The sequence below is a fragment of the Stenotrophomonas mexicanensis genome, assembly GCF_032911605.1.
Classification (GTDB): domain Bacteria; phylum Pseudomonadota; class Gammaproteobacteria; order Xanthomonadales; family Xanthomonadaceae; genus Stenotrophomonas; species Stenotrophomonas maltophilia_A.
In genome coordinates, this window is record NZ_JAWJTG010000043.1 from 1 (window position 1) to 23318 (window position 23318).

18 protein-coding genes are annotated in these 23318 nt (G+C 66.6%); 8 read left to right on the plus strand and 10 right to left on the minus strand.

Annotation, left to right across the window (positions count from 1 at the left end):
* Window positions 1-205: 205 nt before the first annotated feature.
* Window positions 206-742 (plus strand): adenine phosphoribosyltransferase, encoded by a 537-nt coding sequence (locus tag R1L06_RS16390; protein ID WP_049423694.1) that lies wholly within the window; start codon window positions 206-208, stop codon window positions 740-742.
* Between the two features lie 174 nt (window positions 743-916).
* Here the strand turns inward: R1L06_RS16390 and dbpA are convergent, their stop codons facing one another.
* Together dbpA and R1L06_RS16400 are read right to left on the minus strand one after the other, a co-directional pair.
* The gene (gene dbpA, locus R1L06_RS16395) at window positions 917-2293 is read right to left on the minus strand and encodes an ATP-dependent RNA helicase DbpA (protein ID WP_149909086.1); all 1377 of its coding nucleotides are present in this window, start codon (window positions 2291-2293) and stop codon (window positions 917-919) included.
* A 154-nt stretch (window positions 2294-2447) separates the two neighbouring features.
* Complete coding sequence (locus tag R1L06_RS16400; RefSeq protein WP_317218227.1) at window positions 2448-3527, minus strand: YeiH family protein; 1080 nt, start codon at window positions 3525-3527, stop codon at window positions 2448-2450.
* A 102-nt stretch (window positions 3528-3629) separates the two neighbouring features.
* Between R1L06_RS16400 and R1L06_RS16405 the strand changes: the two genes are divergently transcribed.
* On the plus strand, window positions 3630-4505 hold the full coding sequence (locus R1L06_RS16405) for a LysR family transcriptional regulator (protein WP_125895769.1): 876 nt from the start codon (window positions 3630-3632) through the stop codon (window positions 4503-4505).
* Between the two features lie 247 nt (window positions 4506-4752).
* Window positions 4753-6633 carry an ATP-binding cassette domain-containing protein gene (locus tag R1L06_RS16410; RefSeq protein ID WP_317218228.1) on the plus strand — a complete coding sequence of 627 codons (1881 nt, stop codon included), beginning with the start codon at window positions 4753-4755 and terminating at the stop codon, window positions 6631-6633.
* A gap of 287 nt (window positions 6634-6920) precedes the next feature.
* Here the strand turns inward: R1L06_RS16410 and R1L06_RS16415 are convergent, their stop codons facing one another.
* Window positions 6921-7382, minus strand: coding sequence for a c-type cytochrome (locus R1L06_RS16415; protein WP_006361215.1), 462 nt, complete (start codon window positions 7380-7382; stop codon window positions 6921-6923).
* A gap of 9 nt (window positions 7383-7391) precedes the next feature.
* Window positions 7392-7781, minus strand: coding sequence for a c-type cytochrome (locus tag R1L06_RS16420; RefSeq protein WP_005413034.1), 390 nt, complete (start codon window positions 7779-7781; stop codon window positions 7392-7394).
* A gap of 206 nt (window positions 7782-7987) precedes the next feature.
* Between R1L06_RS16420 and R1L06_RS16425 the strand changes: the two genes are divergently transcribed.
* The 3 genes from R1L06_RS16425 to R1L06_RS16435 are packed head-to-tail and all read left to right on the plus strand — an operon-like array spanning window position 7988 to window position 15734.
* Complete coding sequence (locus R1L06_RS16425; RefSeq protein ID WP_121503068.1) at window positions 7988-9139, plus strand: efflux RND transporter periplasmic adaptor subunit; 1152 nt, start codon at window positions 7988-7990, stop codon at window positions 9137-9139.
* The gene (locus R1L06_RS16430; protein WP_373695431.1) at window positions 9136-12657 is read left to right on the plus strand and encodes an efflux RND transporter permease subunit; all 3522 of its coding nucleotides are present in this window, start codon (window positions 9136-9138) and stop codon (window positions 12655-12657) included. The genes R1L06_RS16425 and R1L06_RS16430 overlap by 4 nt, the downstream gene beginning before the upstream one ends.
* Window positions 12654-15734: an efflux RND transporter permease subunit gene (locus tag R1L06_RS16435; RefSeq protein ID WP_317218229.1), complete on the plus strand. Its 3081-nt coding sequence runs from the start codon at window positions 12654-12656 to the stop codon at window positions 15732-15734. Before R1L06_RS16430 ends, R1L06_RS16435 begins: the two co-directional genes overlap by 4 nt.
* 224 nt (window positions 15735-15958) lie before the next feature.
* On the opposite strand, the gene R1L06_RS16440 is transcribed toward R1L06_RS16435, so the two are convergent.
* The 6 genes from R1L06_RS16440 to ykgO form a co-directional block, all read right to left on the minus strand.
* A complete protein-coding gene (locus R1L06_RS16440) occupies window positions 15959-17179 on the minus strand; it encodes a TraB/GumN family protein (RefSeq protein WP_143048236.1) in 1221 nt (406 codons plus the stop codon).
* Window positions 17180-17183: 4 nt separating this feature from the next.
* Window positions 17184-17714, minus strand: a complete 531-nt coding sequence (locus R1L06_RS16445; protein ID WP_005409279.1) for a GNAT family N-acetyltransferase — start codon at window positions 17712-17714, stop codon at window positions 17184-17186.
* Window positions 17715-17728: 14 nt separating this feature from the next.
* Window positions 17729-18616, minus strand: coding sequence for a carbon-nitrogen hydrolase (locus R1L06_RS16450; RefSeq protein WP_005409280.1), 888 nt, complete (start codon window positions 18614-18616; stop codon window positions 17729-17731).
* Window positions 18617-18808: 192 nt separating this feature from the next.
* Window positions 18809-19846 (minus strand): agmatine deiminase family protein, encoded by a 1038-nt coding sequence (locus tag R1L06_RS16455; protein ID WP_014036892.1) that lies wholly within the window; start codon window positions 19844-19846, stop codon window positions 18809-18811.
* 39 nt (window positions 19847-19885) lie between these two features.
* Window positions 19886-20185, minus strand: a complete 300-nt coding sequence (locus R1L06_RS16460) for a hypothetical protein (protein ID WP_373695432.1) — start codon at window positions 20183-20185, stop codon at window positions 19886-19888.
* Between the two features lie 185 nt (window positions 20186-20370).
* On the minus strand, window positions 20371-20496 hold the full coding sequence (gene ykgO, locus R1L06_RS16465) for a type B 50S ribosomal protein L36 (RefSeq protein WP_005409283.1): 126 nt from the start codon (window positions 20494-20496) through the stop codon (window positions 20371-20373).
* Window positions 20497-20693: 197 nt separating this feature from the next.
* Here ykgO and cmk point away from each other — a divergent pair, with 197 nt between their 5' ends.
* Together cmk and rpsA are read left to right on the plus strand one after the other, a co-directional pair.
* Entirely contained in the window at window positions 20694-21371 is a 678-nt protein-coding gene (gene cmk, locus R1L06_RS16470) for a (d)CMP kinase (protein WP_032130077.1), read from the plus strand.
* Window positions 21372-21569: 198 nt separating this feature from the next.
* On the plus strand, window positions 21570-23255 hold the full coding sequence (rpsA, locus tag R1L06_RS16475) for a 30S ribosomal protein S1 (RefSeq protein ID WP_005416230.1): 1686 nt from the start codon (window positions 21570-21572) through the stop codon (window positions 23253-23255).
* Window positions 23256-23318 lie beyond the last annotated feature (63 nt).

The window sequence follows — 23318 nt, forward strand, 5'->3', positions numbered from 1 at the left end:
CGAGCAAGCGGCTGCCAAGCCTACAGGGACGTACTTGCGGCGTCCCCGCACTCCGACACCGCCCCGCCAAGCCACGGAATCCGCTTTTGCTCTGGCGTTTGACCTGGCCTCTGCAGGTGCCGGGCGCAGCCCGGCCGATACCCCCCAACAGGCAGGCGGCGCCCGGAACAGGTACCCTATGCCGCCATCAGATAGCCAACGTGACATGACCGACGCCATCGTCGCTCCGCAGTGGGCCTCCCGCCTGCGCGACATCGCCGACTTCCCCAAGCCCGGCATCCTCTTCAAGGACATCATGCCGCTGCTCGCCCACGGCGAGGACTTCCGCGGTGCCATCACCGCGATGGCCGACCGTTGGCGCGACCAGAAGCTGGACGCGGTGATCGGTATCGAATCGCGTGGCTTCATCCTCGGCGCCGCGATGGCGCTGGAACTGGGCGTGGGCTTCGTGCCGGTGCGCAAGCCGGGCAAGCTGCCGGGCCAGGTGCTGCGCGAGGAATACACGCTGGAATACCGCAGCGACTGCATCGAAGTGCACGCCGACGCGCTGCCGGCCGGTGCCCGCGTGGCGATCATCGACGACGTGCTGGCCACTGGCGGCACGCTGGTCGCCGCGCTGTCGCTGGTGCGCCGGCTGGGCGTTGACGTGGTCGGTGCCGGTGTACTGGTCGAACTGGACGGCCTCGGTGGTCGCGCCCGCTGGGAATCGGGCCTGCCGCTGCACACCGAACTGGTGTTCTGATCGAAGGGTAGGTGCCAACCAAGGTTGGCATCTACCAGAGCGAATGGCCTGGAGCCGGTAGTTGCCAACCTTGGTTGGCAGCGCCTTTCGCGACTGGCGCCACGGATGGGCCAACCAAGGTTGGCCCCTACCAGGTCACGTCGTTGCCAACCGTGGTTGGCAACGTTGCTTCAATCACATCATCCGCACGCGGAAACGTCGGCCCTTGATCTTGCCGGCTTCCAGCTTGGCCACGGCCTTGTTGGCCTGCTCTCGCGCGATCGCCACATAGGAGCGGGTCGGGAAGATCGCGATCTTGCCGATGAACTTGCTCGACAGGCCGGCGTCGCCGGTCAGTGCACCGAGGATGTCGCCCGGGCGTAGCTTGTCGGTCTTGCCGCCGTCGATCCGCAGCGTGCGCATCGCGGCCTGCGGCAGCTCGGCCGGGCGCGAAGTCGCCAGCGGCGTCTTCTGCCAGTCCAGCGCCTGACCCATCTGCGCTTCGATGGCTTCGGCACGGGTCTTCTCGCGGCCGGCCACCAGGCTGATCGCCAGGCCGCTGGCACCGGCACGGCCAGTACGGCCCACGCGGTGCTGATAGCTCTCCACGTCGGTCGGCAGCTCGTAGTTGATCACCGCCGCCAGCTCTTCCACGTCCAGGCCGCGTGCGGCCACATCGCTGGCCACCAGTACGTTGCAGCTGCGGTTGGCTAGCAGCAACAACACTTCCTCGCGGTCGCGCTGCTCCATGTCGCCGTGCAGGGCCAGTGCGGAGAAGCCGAACTGCTGCAGCGAGTTGGCCACTTCGTCCACGTCCTTGCGGGTGTTGCAGAACACCACCGCCGATTCCGGCGTGTACTTCAGCAGCAGGCCGGCCAGTGCCTTCTGGCGATGTGCCGGTTCCACCTCGCAGAACAGGTGGCGGATGGCTGGGGCCTGGTCGGCGCCTTCCACGGTCACTTCCACCGCGTCGCGCAGCAGGTCACGCGCCATGGCGCGGATGCTGTCGGGGAAGGTGGCGGAGAACAGCAGGCTCTGGCGGTCCTTGTGGGTGCGGCCGGCGATCTCGCGGATCGGCTCCTCGAAGCCCATGTCGAGCATGCGGTCGGCCTCGTCCAGCACCAGCGTGCGCACCGCGCCAAGATTCAGCGCGCGCTTGCGTGCAAGCTCCTGCACGCGGCCGGGCGTGCCGACCACCACGTGCGGGTCATGGCCTTCCAGCGAGGCCAGCTGCGGACCCAGCGGCACACCGCCGACCAGCAGCAGCAGCTTCAGGTTGGGGATGCCGGTGGCCAGCTTGCGGATCTGCTTGCCGACCTGGTCGGCCAGTTCGCGGGTCGGGCACAGCACCAGCGCCTGCACACGGATCAGGCTGGGGTCGATGGACTGCAGCAGGCCCAGGCCGAAGGCGGCGGTCTTGCCGCTGCCGGTCGGCGCCTGTGCGATCACATCGCGGCCATCCAGGATGGCCGGCAGGCTCTGCGCCTGCACGGGGGTGAGGGTGGTGTAGCCGAGGGCGTCCAGGCCGGGCTGCAGGGCCGGGCTCAGCGGCAGGGTCGAGAAATCAGTCATGGCGCATTGTACCCGCCCGCGCGGCCGGCCCCGCCTAATGGGGTGGGGTCGGATCCCTTTCCGCAGGAAAGGGCTCTGCCCCCCAATTGGAGCCGCCATCCACGCATGGCGTGGATCTACTGGTGGGTGCCGATCTTGGTCGGCACGCTCCTGCTCAGCCCAGCACCGCCAGCACACCCTGGTGTATCGCCAGCCCGCCGAACAGCAGCCAGCCGAACAGGATCAGCGCCAGCAGCAGCGGCTTCAGGCCTGCCTGGCGCAGCGCCGAGACGTGGGTGGTCAGGCCCAGCGCGGCCATCGCCATCGCCAGCAGCACGGTGTCCAGCTGCACCAGCCCCGCCTGCAGGCTGGCCGGCAGCAGATGCAGCGAGTTGAACCCGGCCACCGCCACGAAACCGAACGCGAACCACGGCACCACGATGCGCGCCTTGCTGCCATCGGCGCCGGCCTTGCCGCCACGCGCCAGCCACAGCGACAGCGCGACCAGGAACGGCGCCAGCAGCATCACCCGCACCATCTTGGTGATCACTGCGGTATCGGCCGCCGCTTCGTTGACCGCGCGGCCAGCCGCCACCACTTGTGCCACTTCATGCACCGTCGCACCGGTGAACAAGCCGTACTGCTGCGCGTCCATCGCCAGCCAGCCGTGCGACTGCACCAGCGCATACAGGGCGGGATACAGGAACATCGCCAGCGTGCCGAACACCACCACTGTCGACACCGCTACCGTGACCTGCGCAGCACGGCCGCGCACCACTGGTTCGGCGGCCATCACCGCCGCCGCGCCGCAGATCGCGCTGCCGGCACCGATCAGCATTGCCGCCTCACGCTCCATCTTGAACACACGCACGCCCAGCCAGCAGGCCAGGCCGAAGGTGCTAGCCACCACCAGCACGTCCATCAGCACGCCGCTGACGCCGACATGGCCGATGTCCTGGAAGGTCAGGCGCAGGCCGTACAGCACGATGCCGGCGCGTAGCAGCCAATGCTTGGAGAAACCGACGCCGGCCGCGCTGCTTGGCGCGAGCCGCGGGTAGAGGGTGTTGCCGACCACGATGCCGGCGACGATGGCGACGGTCAGTGCACTCAGGCCATGCGCCTGCAACCAGGGAAGCTCGGCCAGGTACAGCGACGCCGCCGCGATCAGGCCCACCAGCAGAAGGCCGGGCAGACGCGGCTGCCAGCGTTGGCGCAGGGCGGGCAGGGACCAGGAGGGGAGAGCGGGGGCGTTCATGGCAGGGGCAGGGCTGGAGGGATAGGGCAAGCGTGCGCCTGCTTGATCGACCTGTAAAACGAATAATATGGGTGAAACCTACCTATCAAGCGGGTAACAGCCATGCGCCTCACCTTGCGCCAGCTTCAGGTCTTCGTCGCCATCGCCGATCACGGCAGCACCACCGCCGCCGGCCAGGCCATCGCCCTTTCACAGTCGGCCAGCAGTGCCGCGCTGCAGGAACTGGAGGCGCACTTCGGTACCCCGCTGTTCGACCGCATCGGCCGCCGCCTGGCCCTGAATGGACATGGCCGCGCGCTGCTGGAGCCGGCGCGCACTCTGCTGGTCAACGCCGCCGATCTGGAGCGGCAGCTGGCCGCCGGCGGCGACCCGTCGCAGGGCGCACCACTGCGGCTGGTGCTGGCCGCCAGCACCACCATCGGCAATTACCTGCTGCCCCCACGCATCGCCGATCTGCTGCGCCAGGCGCCACAGGCCGAGGTCGACCTGCGCATCGACAACAGTGCCGGCGTGGTTGCTGCCGTGCAGCGCCTGGATGTGGACGCCGGCCTGATCGAAGGCCCGTGCCACGAGCGCGGCCTGCAGGTCACCGCCTGGCAGCAGGACCCGCTGGTGATCGTCGCCGCCACCGATGCCCCCGCGCGCTGGTCGCTGGACGAACTGCGCCGCGCACGCTGGCTGCTGCGCGAACCGGGCTCGGGTACCCGCGAAGCGGTGGAGCAGGCCTTGTTGCCGCACCTGCGCGGTTTCGCGCAGACCCTGCAGCTGGGCAATACCGAAGCGATCAAGCAGGCCGCCATCGCCGGGCTCGGTCTGGCCTGTCTCTCGCGTCATGCGCTGGAAGAGCCGCTGGCCCTCGGCCGCCTGCGCGTGCTCGAGACCCCGCTGCCCGCCCTGCAGCGCACCCTGTGGCTGGTACGCCACCCCGGCAAGCAATGGCTGCCGGGGTTGCAGGCGTTGCTGGGAGAGGTGGGGTAAGCCATCAGATTCCCAGTCGATTCCATCCATCGACACTTCTTGTAGCGCTCATCCACGCATGGCGTGGATCTACCGTGTCGACCAAGGTCGACACCCACCAGAGCAGAATGCCGCCCCGACAGATCGCGGTAGCCTCCCACAGGAAACCAGCTTCTGCCGTTGCCGTTGAGGTTGCCGGCCAGCGGCCGGCACTACCGCGGGTGCCGGGTGCAACCCGGCCGACGCCCCCAACCCGTACAATATCCGGATGCCTCTGATTACTCTGCAGAACGTCGACTTCAGCGTCGGCGGCCCGTTGTTGCTGGAAAAGGCCGAACTGTCGATCGAGCCGGGCGAACGCATCGCCCTGATCGGCCGCAACGGCGCCGGCAAATCCACCCTGCTCAAGCTGCTGTCCGGCGACCACAAGCCCGATGACGGCGAAGTCCGCGTGCAGCAGGGCGTGCGTGTCACCCGCCTGGAGCAGGAAGTGCCGCACGGCGCTGCTGGCTCGGTGTTCGACGTCGTCGCCGACGGCCTCGGCGAACTGGGCCAGTGGCTGGCCGAATTCCACCACCTCAGCCATGCCGATGTATTCGATGGCGAAGCCCTCGGCAACGTGCAGGCCAAGATCGACGCCGCCAACGGCTGGGGCCTGGACCAGCGTGTCAGCGAAACCCTGACCAAGCTCGACCTGGATGGCGAGGCCGAGTTCGGCCGCCTGTCCGGCGGCATGAAGCGCCGCGTGCTGCTGGCCCGCGCGCTGGTGTCCAGCCCCGACGTGCTGCTGTTGGACGAACCGACCAACCACCTGGACATCGAAGCCATCGACTGGCTCGAAGCGTTCCTGAAGGGCTGGAGCGGCAGCGTGGTGTTCGTCACCCACGACCGCCGCTTCCTGCGTGCGCTGGCCACCCGCATCGTCGAGATCGACCGCGGCCAGGTCACCAGCTGGCCGGGCGACTGGGCCAACTACGAGCGCCGCCGCGAGGAACGCCTCAACGCGCAGGCGCAGGAGAACGCCCGCTTCGACAAGCTGCTGGCGCAGGAAGAAGTCTGGATCCGCCAGGGCATCAAGGCCCGGCGTACCCGCGATGAAGGCCGCGTGCGCCGCCTGAAGGCGATGCGCACCGAACGCTCGCAGCGCCGCGACCTCAGCGGCAACGTCAAGATGGAAGCCGCGCAGGGCGTCAGCTCCGGCAAGAAGGTCATCGACGTCAAGGACATTTCGTTCGCCTTCGGCGAGCGCACCATGGTCCGTGACTTCAGTACCACCATCCTGCGTGGTGACCGCATCGGCCTGATCGGCCCCAACGGCAGCGGCAAGACCACGCTGCTGAAGCTGCTGCTGGGCGAACTGCAGCCGCAGAAGGGTGAGGTCAATCCCGGCACCAACCTGCAGATTGCCTATTTCGACCAGTACCGCGCTGTGCTGCGCGAAGACTGGAGCGCCATCGAGAACGTGGCCGAGGGCCGTGATTTCCTCGAGTTCAACGGCAAGCGCAAGCATGTGCATGCCTACCTGCAGGACTTCATGTTCACCCCGGAACGTGCGCGTGCGCCGATCACCCGCCTGTCCGGTGGCGAGCGCAACCGCCTGCTGCTGGCCAAGCTGTTCGCGCAGCCGTCCAACCTGCTGGTGATGGACGAACCGACCAACGACCTCGACGTGGAAACCCTGGAGCTGCTGGAAGAGCTGCTGGGCGAGTACACCGGCACGCTGCTGCTGGTCAGCCACGACCGTGACTTCATCGACAACGTGGTGACCTCCACGCTGGTGATGGAAGGCGATGGCGTGATCGGTGAGTACGTCGGTGGTTACAGCGACTGGCAGCGCTATGCGGCCAGTCTGGCGACGCCTGCTGCGGCCCCGTCAGCCAAGCCGGCGGTTGCTGCACCGGCCGCTACGGCCGCTGCTCCGGCTGCGCCCAAGCGCAAGCTGGCCTACAAGGAAGCGCGCGAACTGGAGCAGCTGCCGAAGACCATCGAGAAGCTGGAAGGCGACGTCGAAGGGCTGACCTCGGCGATGAACGACCCGTCGTTCTACACCCGCAGCAGTGCCGAAGTAGCCGCGCACACCCAGCAGCTGGCCAAGGTGCAGGCCGAGCTGGATGCCGCGTACGCGCGCTGGGAAGAGCTGGAAGGCTGAGCGTCTGCAACGGCCGTCTCGCCCGGCGGGCGGCTGTGGCTTTTGATCTGATTCCGCCTTGAAGCGAGCCGAGCACCGCAGGTCCGGCGAGGGCGAAGAGGCGCGGGTGTCTGAGCGCAGCGAGTTCCCGCGCCGTCCCTCGGTGGGCCGAGGAGCGCAGGGTACCGGTGCGCAGCATCGGCTCGCGGACGGCGGAGCGTTTCTTTTGGTTACTTTTCTTTGCGCGCAAAGAAAAGTAACGCCCATGAACGCCTCAGATTGCAGCAGTCATGATCCGCGCAGCGTGGTCATTTGACCCCGTGCAGATCCCGCAGCTGGCTCGGCCGGCTGCCGAAATACGCCGCCAGATCGGCGATGTCCTGATCGCTCAGGTCCTTCGCCTGTGGCGTCATCAGCGCATGCTGGCGGTCACCGGCACGGTAGGCCTGCAGCGCATGCGCCAGGTAATCACCGTACTGCCCACCCAGCTTCGGATAGGTCGCATCGATCGGCGCGTTGCCGTCGGCGCCGTGGCAGTCGATGCAGCTCTGGTTGGTGGCCTTGCTCTTCACCTTGGCGCGAGCTTCACCGGCGGCCTCGCGGCCCGGAGGCAGGCCGGCGGAGGATGAAGAGCCGTGTTCGCCGCTGGCATGGCCCGGGTCGGCGGCGGATTTCTCGCTGTTTTCCACCTGCGACTGTGAACAGGCGGCCAGCAGCAGGGCAACGGACAGGGCGATGGCGTGACGCATCGGATGCGCGGCTTTCGACATGGGCGGGCCTTACTTGACGGTGGACAGGTAAACAGAGAGATCGGCGATCTCCTGTTCGCTGAAACTCATCGACTGCGCCTGCATCGTCGGATGCCTGCGCTTGCCCTGGCGGTACTCGGTCAGGGCCTGGGCCAGGTACTGCTGGGTCTGGCCGCCGATCTTCGGCACCCGGTAACTGGGGTAGGCGTTCTTGTAGCCGGTGATGCCATGGCACCCCTGGCAGGTATAGGCCAGGACACGGCCATTGTCGAAGTTGCCGGTGGGGGCGGCAGGCGCCGGGGCAGCGGCGGGAGCCGGAGCCGGGGCGGGTGTGGCAGGAGCAGGAGCGGGCTGTGCGGCGGCCCCAAGGGGCAGGAGGACGGCCAGAGCGAGACAAGCGGCGAGCGGCTGCGGGCGCATGGTGTCGTTTCCGGGGATTCGGGTCTGGTCGTTCCGGCGTGGGGTACGGAACGACCCGAGTATAGCCCCAGGTTTCATCTAGCTGAAATGGGGGGCGGGCCGACCAGTGGCACGAAGACACCATGACCTTTGGGATATGGTGTTGCCGTGAAGTGGTGCATTACTTTGCTACCACACCTGTCCACGCATCCTCCAGGGATCTGACGATGTCGCACCCAACCTTCCTGTCCGGCCGTCGCAGCGGAATCTGCGCTGCCGCACTGCTGATCTCCACCTCCCTGCTGCTGGGCGGTTGCGCCGCAGGGCCCAATTCCGAAGCCAAGGCCGCCGAGACCAAGGAGGAGAAGAAGGTCGATGCGGTCCCGGTCGAAGTGGCCGTGGCCAGCCACCGTGCTGTCGCGGCCAGCTACACCGGTACCGCTGCGCTGGAACCACGCGCCGAGTCGCAGGTGGTGGCCAAGACTTCCGGCGTGGCGCTGGCGGTGCTGGTTGAAGAAGGCCAGCGGGTCACCGCCGGCCAGCCGCTGGTACGTCTGGACCCGGACCGCGCTCGGCTGGCCGTGGCGCAGAGCGAAGCGCAGATGCGCAAGCTGGAAAACAACTACCAGCGCGCGCAGAAACTGGTTGGCCAGCAGATGGTCAGCGCCGCCGACGTCGACCAGCTGCGTTACGACCTGGAAAACGTCCGCGCGCAGTACCGCCTGGCCACGCTGGAACTGTCCTACACCACGGTGGTGGCGCCGATCTCCGGCGTGATCGCCTCGCGCTCGATCAAGACCGGCAACTTCGTGCAGATCAACACGCCGATCTTCCGCATCGTCGACAACTCGCGGCTGGAAGCCACCCTCAACGTGCCCGAGCGCGAGCTGGCCACCCTGCGCGCCGGCCAGCCGGTGACGCTGGCCGCCGACGCGCTGCCGGGCCAGAGCTTCACCGGCACGGTCGATCGCATCGCACCGGTGGTGGATTCGGGCAGTGGTACGTTTCGCGTGGTCAGTGCCTTCGATGGCGCCGCGCACGCGTTGCAGCCCGGCATGTTCGGTCGCATCCGCATCGATTACGACCAGCGTGCCGATGCGCTGGTGGTGCCGCGCCTGGCGCTGCTCGACGATGGTGAGCCGGCGGTGTTCCGGGTGCGCGAAGGCAAGGTCGCACGCGTTCCGGTCAAGCTGGGTTACGCCGAGGGCCCGTGGGTGGAGATCCGTGATGGCCTGGCGGCCGGTGATCAGGTGGTCACCGCCGGCAAGGTCGCCCTGCGCGACGGCACCGCAGTGCAGGTGATCGCCGATCCGAAGGCAAAGGCGAAGACGGTCGCAGCGTCGGCCAAGCCGGCAGACAAGGCCGGGAGCAAGCAATGACCGCCCCGGGCCACGACCACGGTGCCTCGCCGGCGAGCGACGGCGCCGCCGCCAGCATGCGCGGCGGCCTGGTGGAATTCGCCACCCGCCGCCGCGTGACCATCGCCATGTGCACGGTCACGCTGCTGCTGTTCGGCCTGATCGCGCTGGGCAACCTCAAGGTCAACCTGCTGCCCGACCTGAGCTACCCGACGCTGACCGTGCGCACCGAGTACACCGGTTCGGCGCCGACCGAAATCGAAACCCTGATCACCCAGCCGGTTGAAGAAGCGGTCGGCGTGGTCAAGAACCTGCGCAAGCTGAAGTCGGTCTCGCGCACCGGCCAGAGCGATGTAGTGCTGGAGTTCGCCTGGGGCACCAACATGGACCAGGCCAGCCTGGAGGTGCGCGACAAGATGGAAGCGCTGAACCTGCCACTGGAGGCCAAGGCCCCGGTGCTGCTGCGCTTCAATCCGTCCACCGAGCCGATCATGCGCCTGGTGCTGTCGAACAAGGTGGCGCCGACCAGCGATGCCGATGCGGTCCGCGAGCTGACCGGCCTGCGCCGCTATGCCGATGAAGACCTGAAGAAGAAGCTGGAGCCGGTCAGCGGCGTGGCCGCAGTCAAGGTCGGCGGTGGCCTGGAAGACGAGATCCAGGTCGACATCGACCAGCAGAAGCTGGCCCAGCTGAACCTGCCGATCGACACCGTCATCAAGCGCCTGAAGGACGAGAACATCAACATCTCTGGCGGCCGCCTGGAGGAGGGCTCGCAGCGCTTCCTGGTGCGCACCGTCAACCAGTTCGCCGATCTGGAGGAGATCCGCAACCTGCTGGTCACCACCCAGGCGTCGAACGGCAGCGCGGCCGACTCGGCGTTGCAGCAGATGTTCAACATCGCCGCGTCGACCGGTTCGGCGGCAGCCATCGCGGCGGCATCGGCGGCGCAGAGCGCATCGTCCGGCGGTGGTTCCAGCGTGGTCGCCAACGGTGTGCCGGTGCGCCTGAAGGACGTGGCCACCGTGCGCCAAGGCTACAAGGAGCGCGAAGCGGTGATCCGCCTGGGCGGCAAGGAGTCGGTCGAACTGGCGATCTACAAAGAAGGCGACGCCAATACCGTGTCCACCGCCGAAGCGCTGCGCAAGCGCCTGGAGCAGATCAAGGGCACGTTCCCGTCCGACGTCGAGATGACCACCATCGAGGACCAGTCGCGCTTCATCGAGCACGCCATCGCCGACGTCAAGAAGGATGCAGTGATCGGCGGCCTGCTGGCGATCCTGATCATCTTCCTGTTCCTGCGTGATGGCTGGAGCACGTTCGTGATCAGCCTGTCGCTGCCGGTCTCGATCATCGCCACGTTCTTCTTCATGGGCCAGCTCGGCCTGAGCTTGAACGTGATGTCGCTGGGCGGTCTGGCACTGGCCACCGGCCTGGTGGTGGATGACTCGATCGTGGTGCTGGAGAGCATCGCCAAGGCCCGCGAGCGTGGCCTGGGCATTCTGCAGGCGGCCATCGCCGGTACCCGCGAAGTGAGCATGGCGGTGGTCGCCTCCACCCTGACCACCATCGCGGTGTTCCTGCCGCTGGTGTTCGTCGATGGCATCGCCGGCCAGCTGTTCCGCGACCAGGCGTTGACCGTGGCGATCGCCATCGCGATCTCGCTGCTGGTGTCGATGACCCTGATCCCGATGCTGAGCTCGCTGAAGGGACGGCCGCCGCTGGCGTTCCCGGAAGAAGCGCCGAACGAACCGTGGCAACCGCAGAACCGCTGGCAGAAGCCGGTGGCACTGGGCCGTCGTGGTGCCGTGGCGACCGCGCGCTGGAGCTTCTACGCGCTGGCCTGGCTGGTCGTGCGGGCGTGGCGTGGCGTGGTGGCGGTGGTGGGCCCGGTGATGCGCAAGGCCAGCGATCTGGCGATGAAACCCTATGCCGGTGCCGAGCGGGGCTACCTGCGCCTGCTGCCGAGCGCACTGGCGCATCCGGGCAAGGTGCTGGGTGTCGCCTCGATCATCTTCGTGGCGACCATGGCGCTGGTGCCGATGCTCGGTGCCGACCTGATTCCGCAGCTGGCGCAGGACCGTTTCGAGATGACGGTGAAGCTGCCGGCCGGCACGCCGCTGAAGCAGACCGATGCGCTGGTGCGCGAACTGCAGCTGGCACACGGCAAGGGCGAAGGCGTGGCCTCGCTGTACGGTGTCAGTGGCAGTGGCACCCGCCTGGATGCGAGCCCGACCGAGAGCGGCGAGAACATCGGCAAGCTGACCGTGGTGATGGAAGGCGGCGGCAATGCGCGTACCGAAGCCGAGATCACCGAGCGCCTGCGTGACACCATGGGCCAGCATCCGGGGGCACAGGTCGACTTCGCGCGGCCGGCGTTGTTCAGCTTCTCCACGCCGCTGGAAATCGAGTTGCGCGGGCAGGACATGGCAACCCTGGAAGTGGCCGGCCAGCGCCTGGCGGCGATGCTGCGCGGCAATGCGCACTACGCCGATGTGAAGTCGACGGTGGAAGAGGGCTTCCCGGAAATCCAGATCCGCTTCGACCAGGAGCGTGCCGGTGCGCTGGGCCTGACCACGCGCCAGATCGCCGACGTGGTGGTGAAGAAGGTGCGCGGCGATGTCGCCACCCGCTACAGCTTCCGTGACCGCAAGATCGACGTGCTGGTGCGTGCGCAGGAGGGCGACCGCGCAAGCGTGGAGAGCATCCGCCGGCTGATCGTCAACCCGGGCAGCACCCGTCCGGTCACGCTGGACGCGGTGGCCGAAGTGGTCGCCACCACTGGCCCCAGCGAAATCCACCGCGCCGACCAGACCCGGGTGGCGGTGGTGTCGGCCAACCTGCGCGACATCGACCTCGGCGCGGCCATGCGCGAGGTGCAGCAGATGGTCGCCGAGCAGCCGCTGGGTGCGGGCGTCGGCCTGCACATCGGTGGCCAGGGTGAGGAGCTGGAGCAGGCGGCGAAGTCGTTGATCTTCGCCTTCGGCCTGGCGATCTTCCTGGTCTACCTGGTGATGGCCTCGCAGTTCGAATCGCTGCTGCACCCGTTCGTGATCCTGTTCACCATCCCGCTGGCGCTGGTCGGTGCGATCCTGGCGCTGATGCTGACCGGCAAGCCCATCTCGGTGGTGGTGTTCATTGGCCTGATCCTTCTGGTCGGCCTGGTCACCAAGAACGCGATCATCCTGATCGACAAGGTCAACCAGCTGCGCGAGGCTGGCGTGGCCAAGCACGAGGCGCTGGTGGAAGGTGCGCGCTCGCGCCTGCGGCCGATCATCATGACCACGCTGTGCACGCTGTTCGGCTTCCTGCCGTTGGCGGTGGCGATGGGTGAGGGCGCGGAAGTACGCGCGCCGATGGCGATCACCGTGATCGGTGGCCTGCTGGTGTCGACCCTGCTGACCCTGCTGGTGATCCCGGTGGTCTACGACCTGATGGACCGCCGTGGTGACGCCTATTACCGCGAGCGTGGCCGCAAGCATGCCGGTGAGATCGAGCCGGGTGCAGTGGGTAGTGCGGCGGGTACGGAGGAACCGGCATGAGTGTGGCCGAGTTCTCCATCCGCCGTCCGGTCACCACCATCATGTGTTTCGTGTCGCTGGTGGTGATCGGCCTGATCGCTTCGTTCCGGTTGCCGTTGGAAGCGCTGCCGGACATCTCCGCGCCGTTCCTGTTCGTGCAGATTCCGTACACCGGCTCCACCCCGGAGGAAGTGGAACGGACCATCATCCGTCCGGTCGAGGAGTCGCTGGCGACGATGACCGGCATCAAGCGCATGCGCTCGTCGGCCACCTCCGAAGCGGCGCTGATCTTCATCGAGTTCAGCGACTGGGACCGCGACATCGCCATCGCCGCCTCCGATGCACGCGAGCGCATCGATGCGATCCGCAGCGACCTGCCCGATGACCTGCAGCGCTACAACGTGTTCAAGTGGTCCAGCAGCGACCAGCCGGTGCTGAAGGTGCGCCTGGCCAGCACCACCGACCTGACCACTGCGTACGACATGCTCGATCGCGAGTTCAAGCGGCGCATCGAGCGCATCCCCGGCGTGGCCCGCGTTGACATCACCGGCGCGCCGCCGAACGAGGTGGAGATCGCCATCGATCCGAACCGGCTCAACGCGCACGGGCTGAGCATCAACGAGCTGAGCGAGCGCCTGCGCACGCTGAACTTCTCGATCTCGGCCGGGCAGATCGACGACAACGGCCAGCGCGTGCGCGTGCAGCCAGTGGGTGAGATCACCGACCTGCAGGAAATGCGCGATCTGGTGATCAACGCCAAGGGCCTGCGCCTGGGCGATATCGCCGATGTGCGCCTGAAGCCGGCGCGGATGAACTACGGCCGCCGCCTGGACGGCAACCCGGCGGTTGGCCTGGATATCTTCAAGGAGCGCAGTGCCAATCTGGTGGAAGTGTCGCGCGCGGCACTGGCCGAGGTTGAATCCATCCGTGCCGAAGCGTCGATGCGCGACGTGCAGATCAAGGTGATCGACAACCAGGGCAAGGCGGTGACCTCCTCGCTGCTGGAACTGGCCGAGGCCGGTGCGGTCGGCCTGATCCTGTCGATCACGGTGCTGTTCTTCTTCCTGCGCCACTGGCCATCCACGCTGATGGTGACCCTGGCCATTCCGATCTGCTTCACCATCACCCTGGGTTTCATGTACTTCGCCGGGGTGACGTTGAACATCCTGACCATGATGGGCCTGCTGCTGGCGGTCGGCATGCTGGTCGACAACGCCGTGGTGGTGGTGGAGAGCATCTACCAGGAGCGCGAGCGCATGCCGGGGCAGCCGCGCCTGGCCTCGATCATCGGCACCCGCAACGTGGCCATCGCGCTCAGCGCCGGTACGCTGTGCCACTGCATCGTGTTCGTGCCGAACCTGTTCGGCGAGACCAACAACATCAGCATCTTCATGGCGCAGATCGCGATCACCATCTCGGTCTCGCTGCTGGCCTCGTGGCTGGTCGCGGTCAGCCTGATCCCGATGCTGTCCGCGCGCATGGCCACGCCGAAGCTGGTGCACTCGCAGACCGGCGTGATCGCGCGCCTGCAGCGGCGCTACGCGACACTGCTGGACTGGTCGCTGCGCCATCGCGGCTGGAGCCTGCTCGGTATCGTGCTGGTGGTGCTGGTCAGCCTGGTGCCGATGAAGCTGACCAAGGTCGACATGTTCGGTGGCGACGGCGGCAAGGACATCTTCATCGGCTACATGTGGAAGGGCGCCTACACCTACCGGCAGATGTCCGAGGAAGTGGCGCGGGTGGAGAACTGGATCGACGCCAACCGCGAGCGCCTGCACGTCAAGCAGGTGTATTCCTGGTACAGCGAGCAGGAAGGCAGCTCCACCGTGGTCACCCTGGACGAGAAGTACGCCAAGGACATCAAGGCGCTGCAGGAAGAACTGCGCAAGGGCCTGCCGAAGTCGGCCCGCACCGACTACTTCGTCGGCAACCAGGGCGGTGATGGCGGCGGTGGCGGCAACCAGGGCGTGCAGGTGCAGCTGGTGGGCGACTCCAGTTCGATGCTGCAGGAGATCGGCCAGGAAGTGGTGCCGCTGCTGGCCCAGCGCGCCGAGCTGCGCGATGTGCGCATCGACAACGGCGAGAAGGGTGGTGAACTGAAGGTGCGCGTCGACCGCGAGCGCGCCGCCGCATTCGGCTTCAATGCCGAGCAGGTGGCCAGCTTCGTTGGCCTGGCGCTGCGCGGTGCGCCGATGCGCGAGTTCCGCCGCGGCGACAACGAAGTGCCGGTGTGGGTGCGTTTCGCCGGCGCCGAGCAGAGCAGCCCGGAAGACCTGGCCGGCTTCAGCGTGCGTACCGGCGATGGCCGCAGCGTGCCGCTGTTGAGCCTGGTCACCGTCGATGTCGGTTCGTCAGCCACCCAGATCGGTCGCACCAACCGCCAGACCACGCTGACCATCAAGGCCAACCTGGCCGAGAAGGTCACTGCGCCGGATGGCCGCAAGGCGATGGAGTCGGTGCTCAAGCCGATGAACTTCCCGGCCGGCTATGGCTTCACCTTCGATGGCGGTGACTACGGCAACGACGACGAAGCGATGCAGCAGATGGTGTTCAACCTGCTGATCGCGCTGGTGATGATCTACGTGGTGATGGCGGCGGTGTTCGAGTCGCTGCTGTTCCCGGCGGCGATCATGAGTGGCGTGCTGTTCTCGATCTTCGGTGTGTTCTGGCTGTTCTGGATCACCGGCACCTCGTTCGGGATCATGTCCTTCATCGGCATCCTGGTGCTGATGGGTGTGGTGGTGAACAACGGCATCGTGATGATCGAGCACATCAACAACTTGCGGCGCGGCGGCATGGGACGCACCCAGGCGCTGGTGGAGGGCTCACGCGAGCGATTGCGGCCAATCATGATGACCATGGGCACGGCGATCCTGGCGATGGTGCCGATCTCGCTGACCAGTACGCAGATGTTCGGCAACGGCCCGGAGTACGCGCCGATGGCGCGCGCGATTGCCGGCGGCCTGGCGTTCTCGACCGTGGTCAGCCTGCTGTTCCTGCCGACGATCTATGCAGTGCTGGATGACCTGCGCAGTGCGGTCACGCGACTGATCCGCCGCGCCCGCGGTCTGGAGATCGTGCCGGGTACCCCCGTGTAGTGGTCGAGCTTGCTCGACCGTAATGCGCGCCAACGTGTTGTGGTGTGGGGGAGGCCGGTCGTAGTGGGGCGGCCTCCCCCTTTTTTTGATGTTCTGCGCAGAGCATGCTCGGCCGATCTTTACGGTCGGCGTAAAGCGTGCCAACCAAGGTTGGCACCTGCCGGTCGCGCGCGCAGACGCCGTGCGGCCGGTAGCGCCGGGCCATGCCCGGCGGGGCGTTGCAATCAACCGGCGACCTTGCCCCACACCTTGAACGTGGTCAGCCACAGGCCCAGCATGCTGCCGATGTTGGTCAGCATGAAGGTCAGCACCACGCGGGTGACGCGGTTGCGATACCAGCCCTTCAGGCTCTGCGCATCGTCGCGCAGCTTCAGGAAGTCCTCATACGCCGGCTTGCGCAGGCGCGCTTCCACCAGGGCCGAGAATGCGCCGGTCGGGATGCTCAGGCGGAACGGCTTGAACGGCGCCACCGCGATCGCGGTGAGGATGCTCAGCGGATGGCCGCCGGCCAGCAGGCAGCCCAGGCCGGCGAGGCCGCCGGTATACATCGCCCAGGTCGCCAGCAGTTCGGTGCCCACGCCCAGACCACCGCGGTAGAAACCTACGCCGATGCCGGTCGCTACGATGGCCAGGATGCCCAGCGTGAACCACGGAATGTTGCGCTTCTTCGGCACCGCTTCCAGCTCGGCGCGCAGCGGTGCCGGTGCTTCGGTGTCGGTTTCCAGGTAGCGGGCCAGCCCGGCAAGGTGACCGGCACCGACCACTGCCAGCACCTCACGCTGCTGCGGATCGTGTTCTTCGCGCAGGCGCGTGGCCATGTAGCGGTCACGCTCGCCGATGATGGTCTCGTACAGCGCCGGGCTCTCGCTGGCGAACTCGCCGAAGCTCGACTCCAGCATGTCGCCCTGCTTGAGCTTCTCGATCTCGTTTTCGCCCACTTCCTCGGATGAGAACAGACCTGCGCCAAGCCCGGCGACCAGCTTCAGCTTGCCGAAGAAGCCCAGCCGCTGCGAGGCACGGCGGAAGGTCAGGCCGACTTCACGGTCGATCAGGTGTACCGGCAGGTTGCGCTCGCGCGCCAGTTCCACCGCGCGCTTCAGTTCGGCGCCCGGCTCGATGTCGAGCTGTTCGGCCAGGCGCCGCTGATAGGCGGACAACGCCAGGTTGGCGGCGAACAGGGCGACGCGGCCCTTGCGGATCACCTCGACCAGGTCGAGCTTGGCCAGGGTGTCCGGGTCGCTCAGGGCCTGCAGGCGCTGCGGATCGAGCTCGACGGCCACCGCGTCGAAGCGGCCACTATCGATGGCTTTTTCCACCGCCTCGACGCTGGCGCGCGAAACGTGCGCGGTGCCGAGCAGGGTGTAGCGCACGCCGTCGCGTTCAACAACGCGCACCGGCTGGCCGGCGAACAGGTCGTCGCCGGTGTCAGGAAGGGTTTCAGTCATGGATTCATTCATTGGAAGGTGCGGTGTCGGCGCCATCGCCGAGCGCGCGCTGCATCTGCACGGTATCCAGCCAGCGGCCATGCTTGCGGCCGAGGCCACGGAACACGCCGACCAGCTCGAAGCCGAAGCGTTCGTGCAGCTTGATTGAAGCGGTATTGGTCGGTTCGCCGATCACCGCCACCATCTGCCGGTAGCCACGCGCCACGCAGGCGTCGATGAGGGCCTGGAGCAGGCCGGTGCCAACGCCCTTGCCCTGGAACGCGGCATCGACGTAGACCGAGTTTTCCACGGTCCACTGGTAGGCAACGCGGGTGCGGTAGGTGTTGGCGTAGGCATAGCCGGCCACCTGGCCGTCAATCTCGGCGACCAGGTAGGGGAAGCCGCGGTCGATGATGTCGCGCATGCGGCGCAGCATCTCGGACGCGTCCGGGATGTCGTACTCGTAGGTGTTGACGAAGTCGGTCACTTCCACCGCGTAGATCGCGGTGATCGCGGCGATGTCGGCCGGGCCGGCATCACGGATGAGGACGGCCATGCGCGGGCTCCGGCTCAGTCGATGTAGCGCTTGAGCAGGTCACCGTACGCGTCGATGCGGCGATCGCGCAGGAACGGCCAGATGCGGCGCACGTGCTCGCTGCGCTGCAGGTCGACATCGCACAGCAGCACGGTGGCGTCAGTGCCGGCTTCGGCCAGGAATTCGCCCTGCGGGCCGAGCACGTGGCTGTTGCCCCAGAACTGGATGCCCGACGCGCCCAGTGGCGATGCCTCGTGGCCGACGCGGTTGCAGCTCAGCACCGGCAGGCCGTTGGCCACGGCGTGGCCGCGGTGACTCAGCACCCAGGCGTCGCGCTGGCGGGTCTTTTCGTCCTGCACATCGTCCGGGTCCCAGCCGATCGCGGTCGGGTACAGCAGCAGCTCGGCGCCGGCCAGCGCCATCAGGCGTGCCGCTTCCGGGTACCACTGGTCCCAGCACACCAGCACGCCGAGGCGACCCACCGAGGTATCGATCGGCTTGAAACCGATGTCGCCCGGGGTGAAGTAGAACTTCTCGTAGAAGCCCGGATCGTCCGGGATATGCATCTTGCGGTACTTGCCGAGCAGCGTACCGTCCTTCTCGAACACCACCGCGGTGTTGTGGTACAGGCCGGCAGCACGGCGCTCGAACAGCGAGCCGACCAGCACCACGCCATGCTTCTTCGCCAGCGCGCCCAGGCGCTCGGTGCTCGGGCCCGGGATCGGCTCGGCCAGGTCGAACTCGTCCACCGATTCGTGCTGGCAGAAGTACGGGCCGTTGTGCAGTTCCTGCAGCAGCACCAGCTTGGCACCCTGCGCAGCCGCCTCGGCCACGCGTGCTTCGATCACCGCCAGGTTGGCGGCGGCATCACCGTGGTTGCGCTCCTGGATCAGGGCGACGGTAAGGGGGCTGCGCGAGTTCATGCGGGGCGTTCCTGCGGGGGAAAACCTGCATGTTAGCGCGGATGGGCGGCGACGGCGTGTCGCGCGCTGAATGGGCCGCCCTTTGTAGAGTCGAGCCATGCTCGACTGCTCTCCGGTCAGATCGCGCGGAAAGGCAGTCGAGCATGGCTCGACTCTACAAGGAGAGCGCCGGGCGGGGCCCGGCGTCATCCGTCATGCCTTCAACAACCCTGCCGGCAGCTGCATGGTGATGCAGTGCAGGCTGCCGTTCTGCCAGATCAGCGAGCGGCAGGGCACCTGCACGATTTCGCGGCCCGGGTGCGCCTGCGCCAGTACATCGCGGGCCAGGTCGTCGGCCGGATCACCATAGGCCGGCATCAGCACCGCGCCATTGACGATCAGGTAGTTGGCGTACGACGCCGCCAGGCGGCGACCTTCGTCGATCACCGGCTGTGCCCACGGCAGCGGGAACAGGCGGTACGGCTGGCCGTCCTTGGTGCGCAGCGCGGCCAGCTCATTGCCCATCGCCTGCAGTTCGGCGTAGTGCGAGTCGCTCTCGTCGTCGCAGGCCTGGTAGACGATGCTGTCAGCCGAGGCGAAGCGGGCGAGGGTATCGATGTGCGCGTCGGTGTCGTCGCCTTCCAGGTAGCCGTGGTCCAGCCACAGCACGCGGTCCTGCTGCAGCCAGTCGGCCAGGTCGGCAGTCAGGCTGGCGCGGTCGCGGTCCGGGTGGCGCTCGTGCAGGCACTTCCAGGTGGTCAGCAGGGTGCCTTCGCCATCGGTTTCGATGCCGCCGCCTTCCAGCGCGAACGGAATGCTGCGCACCGGTGCGTCGTTGAACACGCCGGCCTGGTCGAGCACGCCCACCAGCTGGTCATCCAGGGTGGCGTCGAACTTGCCGCCCCAGCCGGTGAAGCGGAAATCCAGCAGCTGGAAGCCGCCGTCGGCACGGCGCAGGGTGATCGGGCCGGAGTCGCGCAACCAGGTATCGTCGTAGGCCGCCGTGGTGAAGTGGACCTTGTCCATGTCGATGCGGTTGGAGCGCAGCCGCATCTCGGCATAGGTCTCCACATCGTCGTCGGCCACGCAGATCAGCACCGGCTGGAAGCGGGTGATGGCCGCGACCAGCGCGATGTAGGTCTCTTCCACCTGGCCCAGGCGGTCGGCCCAGTCGGTGTCGGCGGTGGGCCAGGCAATCAGGACGCCGCTCTGGGCTTCCCACTCGGCAGGAAAACGAAGGGTCTGGTTCATGGTCTCGCTACACAGGCCCGCCCAGGGCGGGTAAAGGGATCAACGGATCGGCGGTTTCGGGCCGATTTCGTTCGGGTCCGCCTGGTTGGCCACCACGTCGATCACCTTCTGCTTCTCGAAGTAGACGGTGAACTGCGGGTACACCCAGCGGTTGATGGTCGGCCATTGCCGCTTCTGCCCGCCACGCGGCTGCAGCTGCTCGCTCGGCGCGCCGAACTGCGCCTGTACCTGCTGCATGCTCTGGCCGCGCACGGGCAGGGCACCGGCCGGCTTCTCGCGGGCACGGTCGACAAGCAGGGTATCGGCCAGCGCCGGCGTGGCGGCGGCCAGGGCGGCCATCACGGCCAGGGCGGACAGGGCGGACAGGTAACGCTTCATCTCGATCTACTCCCCAGTGGTCAAGAAAGGCGATTACAGCAAAAACGGCAGGAAAAAGCCGCATAAACAAAAAACCGCCCGAAGGCGGCTTTTTGCATCGGGTCGGCCCCGCGTAGGGCCAGCCGCAGCCGCGAAGGCTGTTGGGCTTAGCGCTGACGCGCCTTGAAACGCGGGTTCGACTTGCAGATGACGAAGATCTTGCCACGACGACGCACGACCTTGCAGTCACGGTGACGGGCCTTCGCCGACTTCAGGGAGGACAGGACTTTCATGGCATACCTCGGCGTAAACAGTAGTTGTTCGGGTGGAGCGTGGCCGCGATATGCGAAAGACAATCGGCAGTTGACGCTCGTTCAAGCCCGCCATTCTACCGGGCTTTTCCTCGTGGTTTCAAGTGGTTGCACAAAAGATCCCATTGGGGGCGTCTGACAGGGGCTAGAATGACCCCTTCACACGCTCTGGGAACCCCATGAATCCACTCGCTCCCGTCCTGACCATCGACGGCCCTTCAGGGGCCGGCAAGGGTACCATCAGCCGCATCATCGCGCGCCGGATGGGCTGGCATTACCTGGATTCAGGCGCGCTGTACCGGGCGGTGGGCGTGGCCGCGAGCTGGGCCGACATCGATACCTCCGATGCCTCGGCGCTGGTCCGCTGCACCTTTGATACCCACGTTCAGTTTGTCGAGCAGGGTGAAGCCATGCGGGTCATGGTGAACGGGACCGATGCCACCGACGAGCTGCGCCTGGAGACCACCGGCGCGCTGGCCTCGGCCATCGCCGCCATTCCCGAGGTCCGGGCTGCCCTGAAGGAGCGCCAGCGCGCATTCAGGGAGCTGCCCGGCCTGGTCGCCGATGGCCGCGACATGGGCACGGTGATCTTCCCGGACGCCTCCTACAAGGTCTTCCTGACCGCCAGTGCCGAGGAGCGCGCCGAGCGCCGGCATAAGCAGTTGAAAGACAAGGGGGTTTCTGTTAACTTTGATGACCTCCTGCGCGAGATCATGGCCCGCGACGCCCGTGATGCTCAGCGTACCGTGGCGCCCCTGAAGCCGGCAGACGATGCTGTCCTCATCGACACCACAGGCATCGGCATCGCAGATGTCGTTGCCAGAGTGATGGATCTGCTTCCGGTTCCGGCTGCCTGATCCGTTCGCGCGGGAGCACTGCCAGCAGCATCGGTGGTGGTCGCGCATAGCAGTGCTGTACCAGCTCCGTCGCGCAATGATGCGTGGCGGTTTTCCTACTACACACGACCTGCGTTTCCGGGGTCGACCAACAGGCGGGCGGTCGCCATTCCCCTGAAGGGGACGCCACCGACCCATGTGTCCAACAGAGTAAATCTAATGACCGAATCATTTGCCGAACTGTTTGAAGCCAGCCAGGCCAATCTGGCCAAGCTGAAGCCGGGCGCCATCGTCAGCGGTACCGTTGTTGAAGTCCGCGGCGACGTCGTGGTGATCAACGCTGGCCTGAAGTCCGAAGGCATCGTGCCGATCGAACAGTTCCGTAACGACGCTGGCGAAATCGACGTCGCCGAAGGCGACATCGTCAAGGTCGCCCTCGACTCGATCGAGAACGGCTTCGGCGAAACCGTCCTGTCGCGCGAGAAGGCCAAGCGCGCGATGGTGTGGGACGAGCTGGAAGAAGCGTTGGAAAAGAACGAAACCATCACCGGCCGCATCAGCGGCAAGGTCAAGGGTGGTTTCACCGTGGACATCAAGGATGTCCGCGCCTTCCTGCCGGGTTCCCTGGTCGATGTGCGCCCGGTGCGCGATCCGGCCTACCTGGAAGGCAAGGAACTCGAGTTCAAGCTCATCAAGCTGGACCGCAAGCGTAACAACGTCGTGGTCTCGCGCCGCGCTGTCGTCGAAAGCGAGCACTCGGAAGAGCGCGAGCAGCTGATGGACAAGCTGCAGGAAGGCGCGATCCTGAAGGGTGTCGTCAAGAACCTGACCGATTACGGCGCGTTCGTGGACCTGGGTGGTATCGACGGCCTGCTGCACATCACCGACATGGCGTGGAAGCGCGTGCGTCACCCGTCGGAAGTCGTGAACGTCGGCGACGAGCTGGACGTCCGCGTGCTGAAGTTCGACCGCGAGCGCAACCGCGTTTCGCTGGGCCTGAAGCAGCTGGGCGAGGATCCGTGGGACAACATCGGCCGTCGTTACCCGGCCAACAGCCGCGTCTTCGGCAAGGTCTCCAACGTCACCGATTACGGTGCGTTCGTTGAGATCGAGCCGGGCGTCGAAGGCCTGGTGCACGTCTCCGAGATGGATTGGACCAACAAGAACGTCAACCCGTCCAAGGTTGTCCAGGTTGGTGATGAAGTCGAAGTGATGGTGCTGGACGTCGATGAAGAGCGTCGCCGTATCTCGCTGGGCATGAAGCAGGTTGCCGCCAATCCGTGGGAAACCTTCGCTGCCACCCACAAGAAGGGTGACAAGGTGTCGGGCCAGATCAAGTCGATCACCGACTTCGGCATCTTCATCGGCCTGGACGGCGGCATCGACGGCCTGGTCCACCTGTCCGACATCAGCTGGAACACCACCGGCGAAGACGTCGTTCGCAACTTCAAGAAGGGCGATACCCTGGACGCCGTCGTCCTGGCTGTCGATCCGGAGCGCGAGCGCATCTCCCTGGGCGTGAAGCAGCTGGAGCAGGATCCGTTCGGCCAGTACATGGCTGCCAATCCGAAGGGCTCCAAGGTCGAAGGCGTGGTGAAGGAAGTCGACGCCAAGGGCGCGATCATCGAGCTGGCTGACGGCATCGAAGGTTACGTCTCGGCGCGCGACATCGCCAACGAGCGCGTTGACGACGCCACCCAGCACCTGAAGGTCGGCGACAAGGTCGAAGCCAAGTTCGTGGGCATGGACCGCAAGGGCCGTACCCTGCAGCTGTCGATCAAGGCCAAGGACGACGCTGAAATGCGCGAAGTGCTGGAGGAATACCAGTCCTCTTCGGCTTCCAGCGGCACCACCCAGCTGGGCGCGCTGCTGCGTGCACAGCTGAACGGCAACAAGTCCGAGTAATCGGCCTTACGCTGTTCGTTGTTTCCTGGACGGCCCGGGCATTGCCCGGGCCGTTTCAGGCTG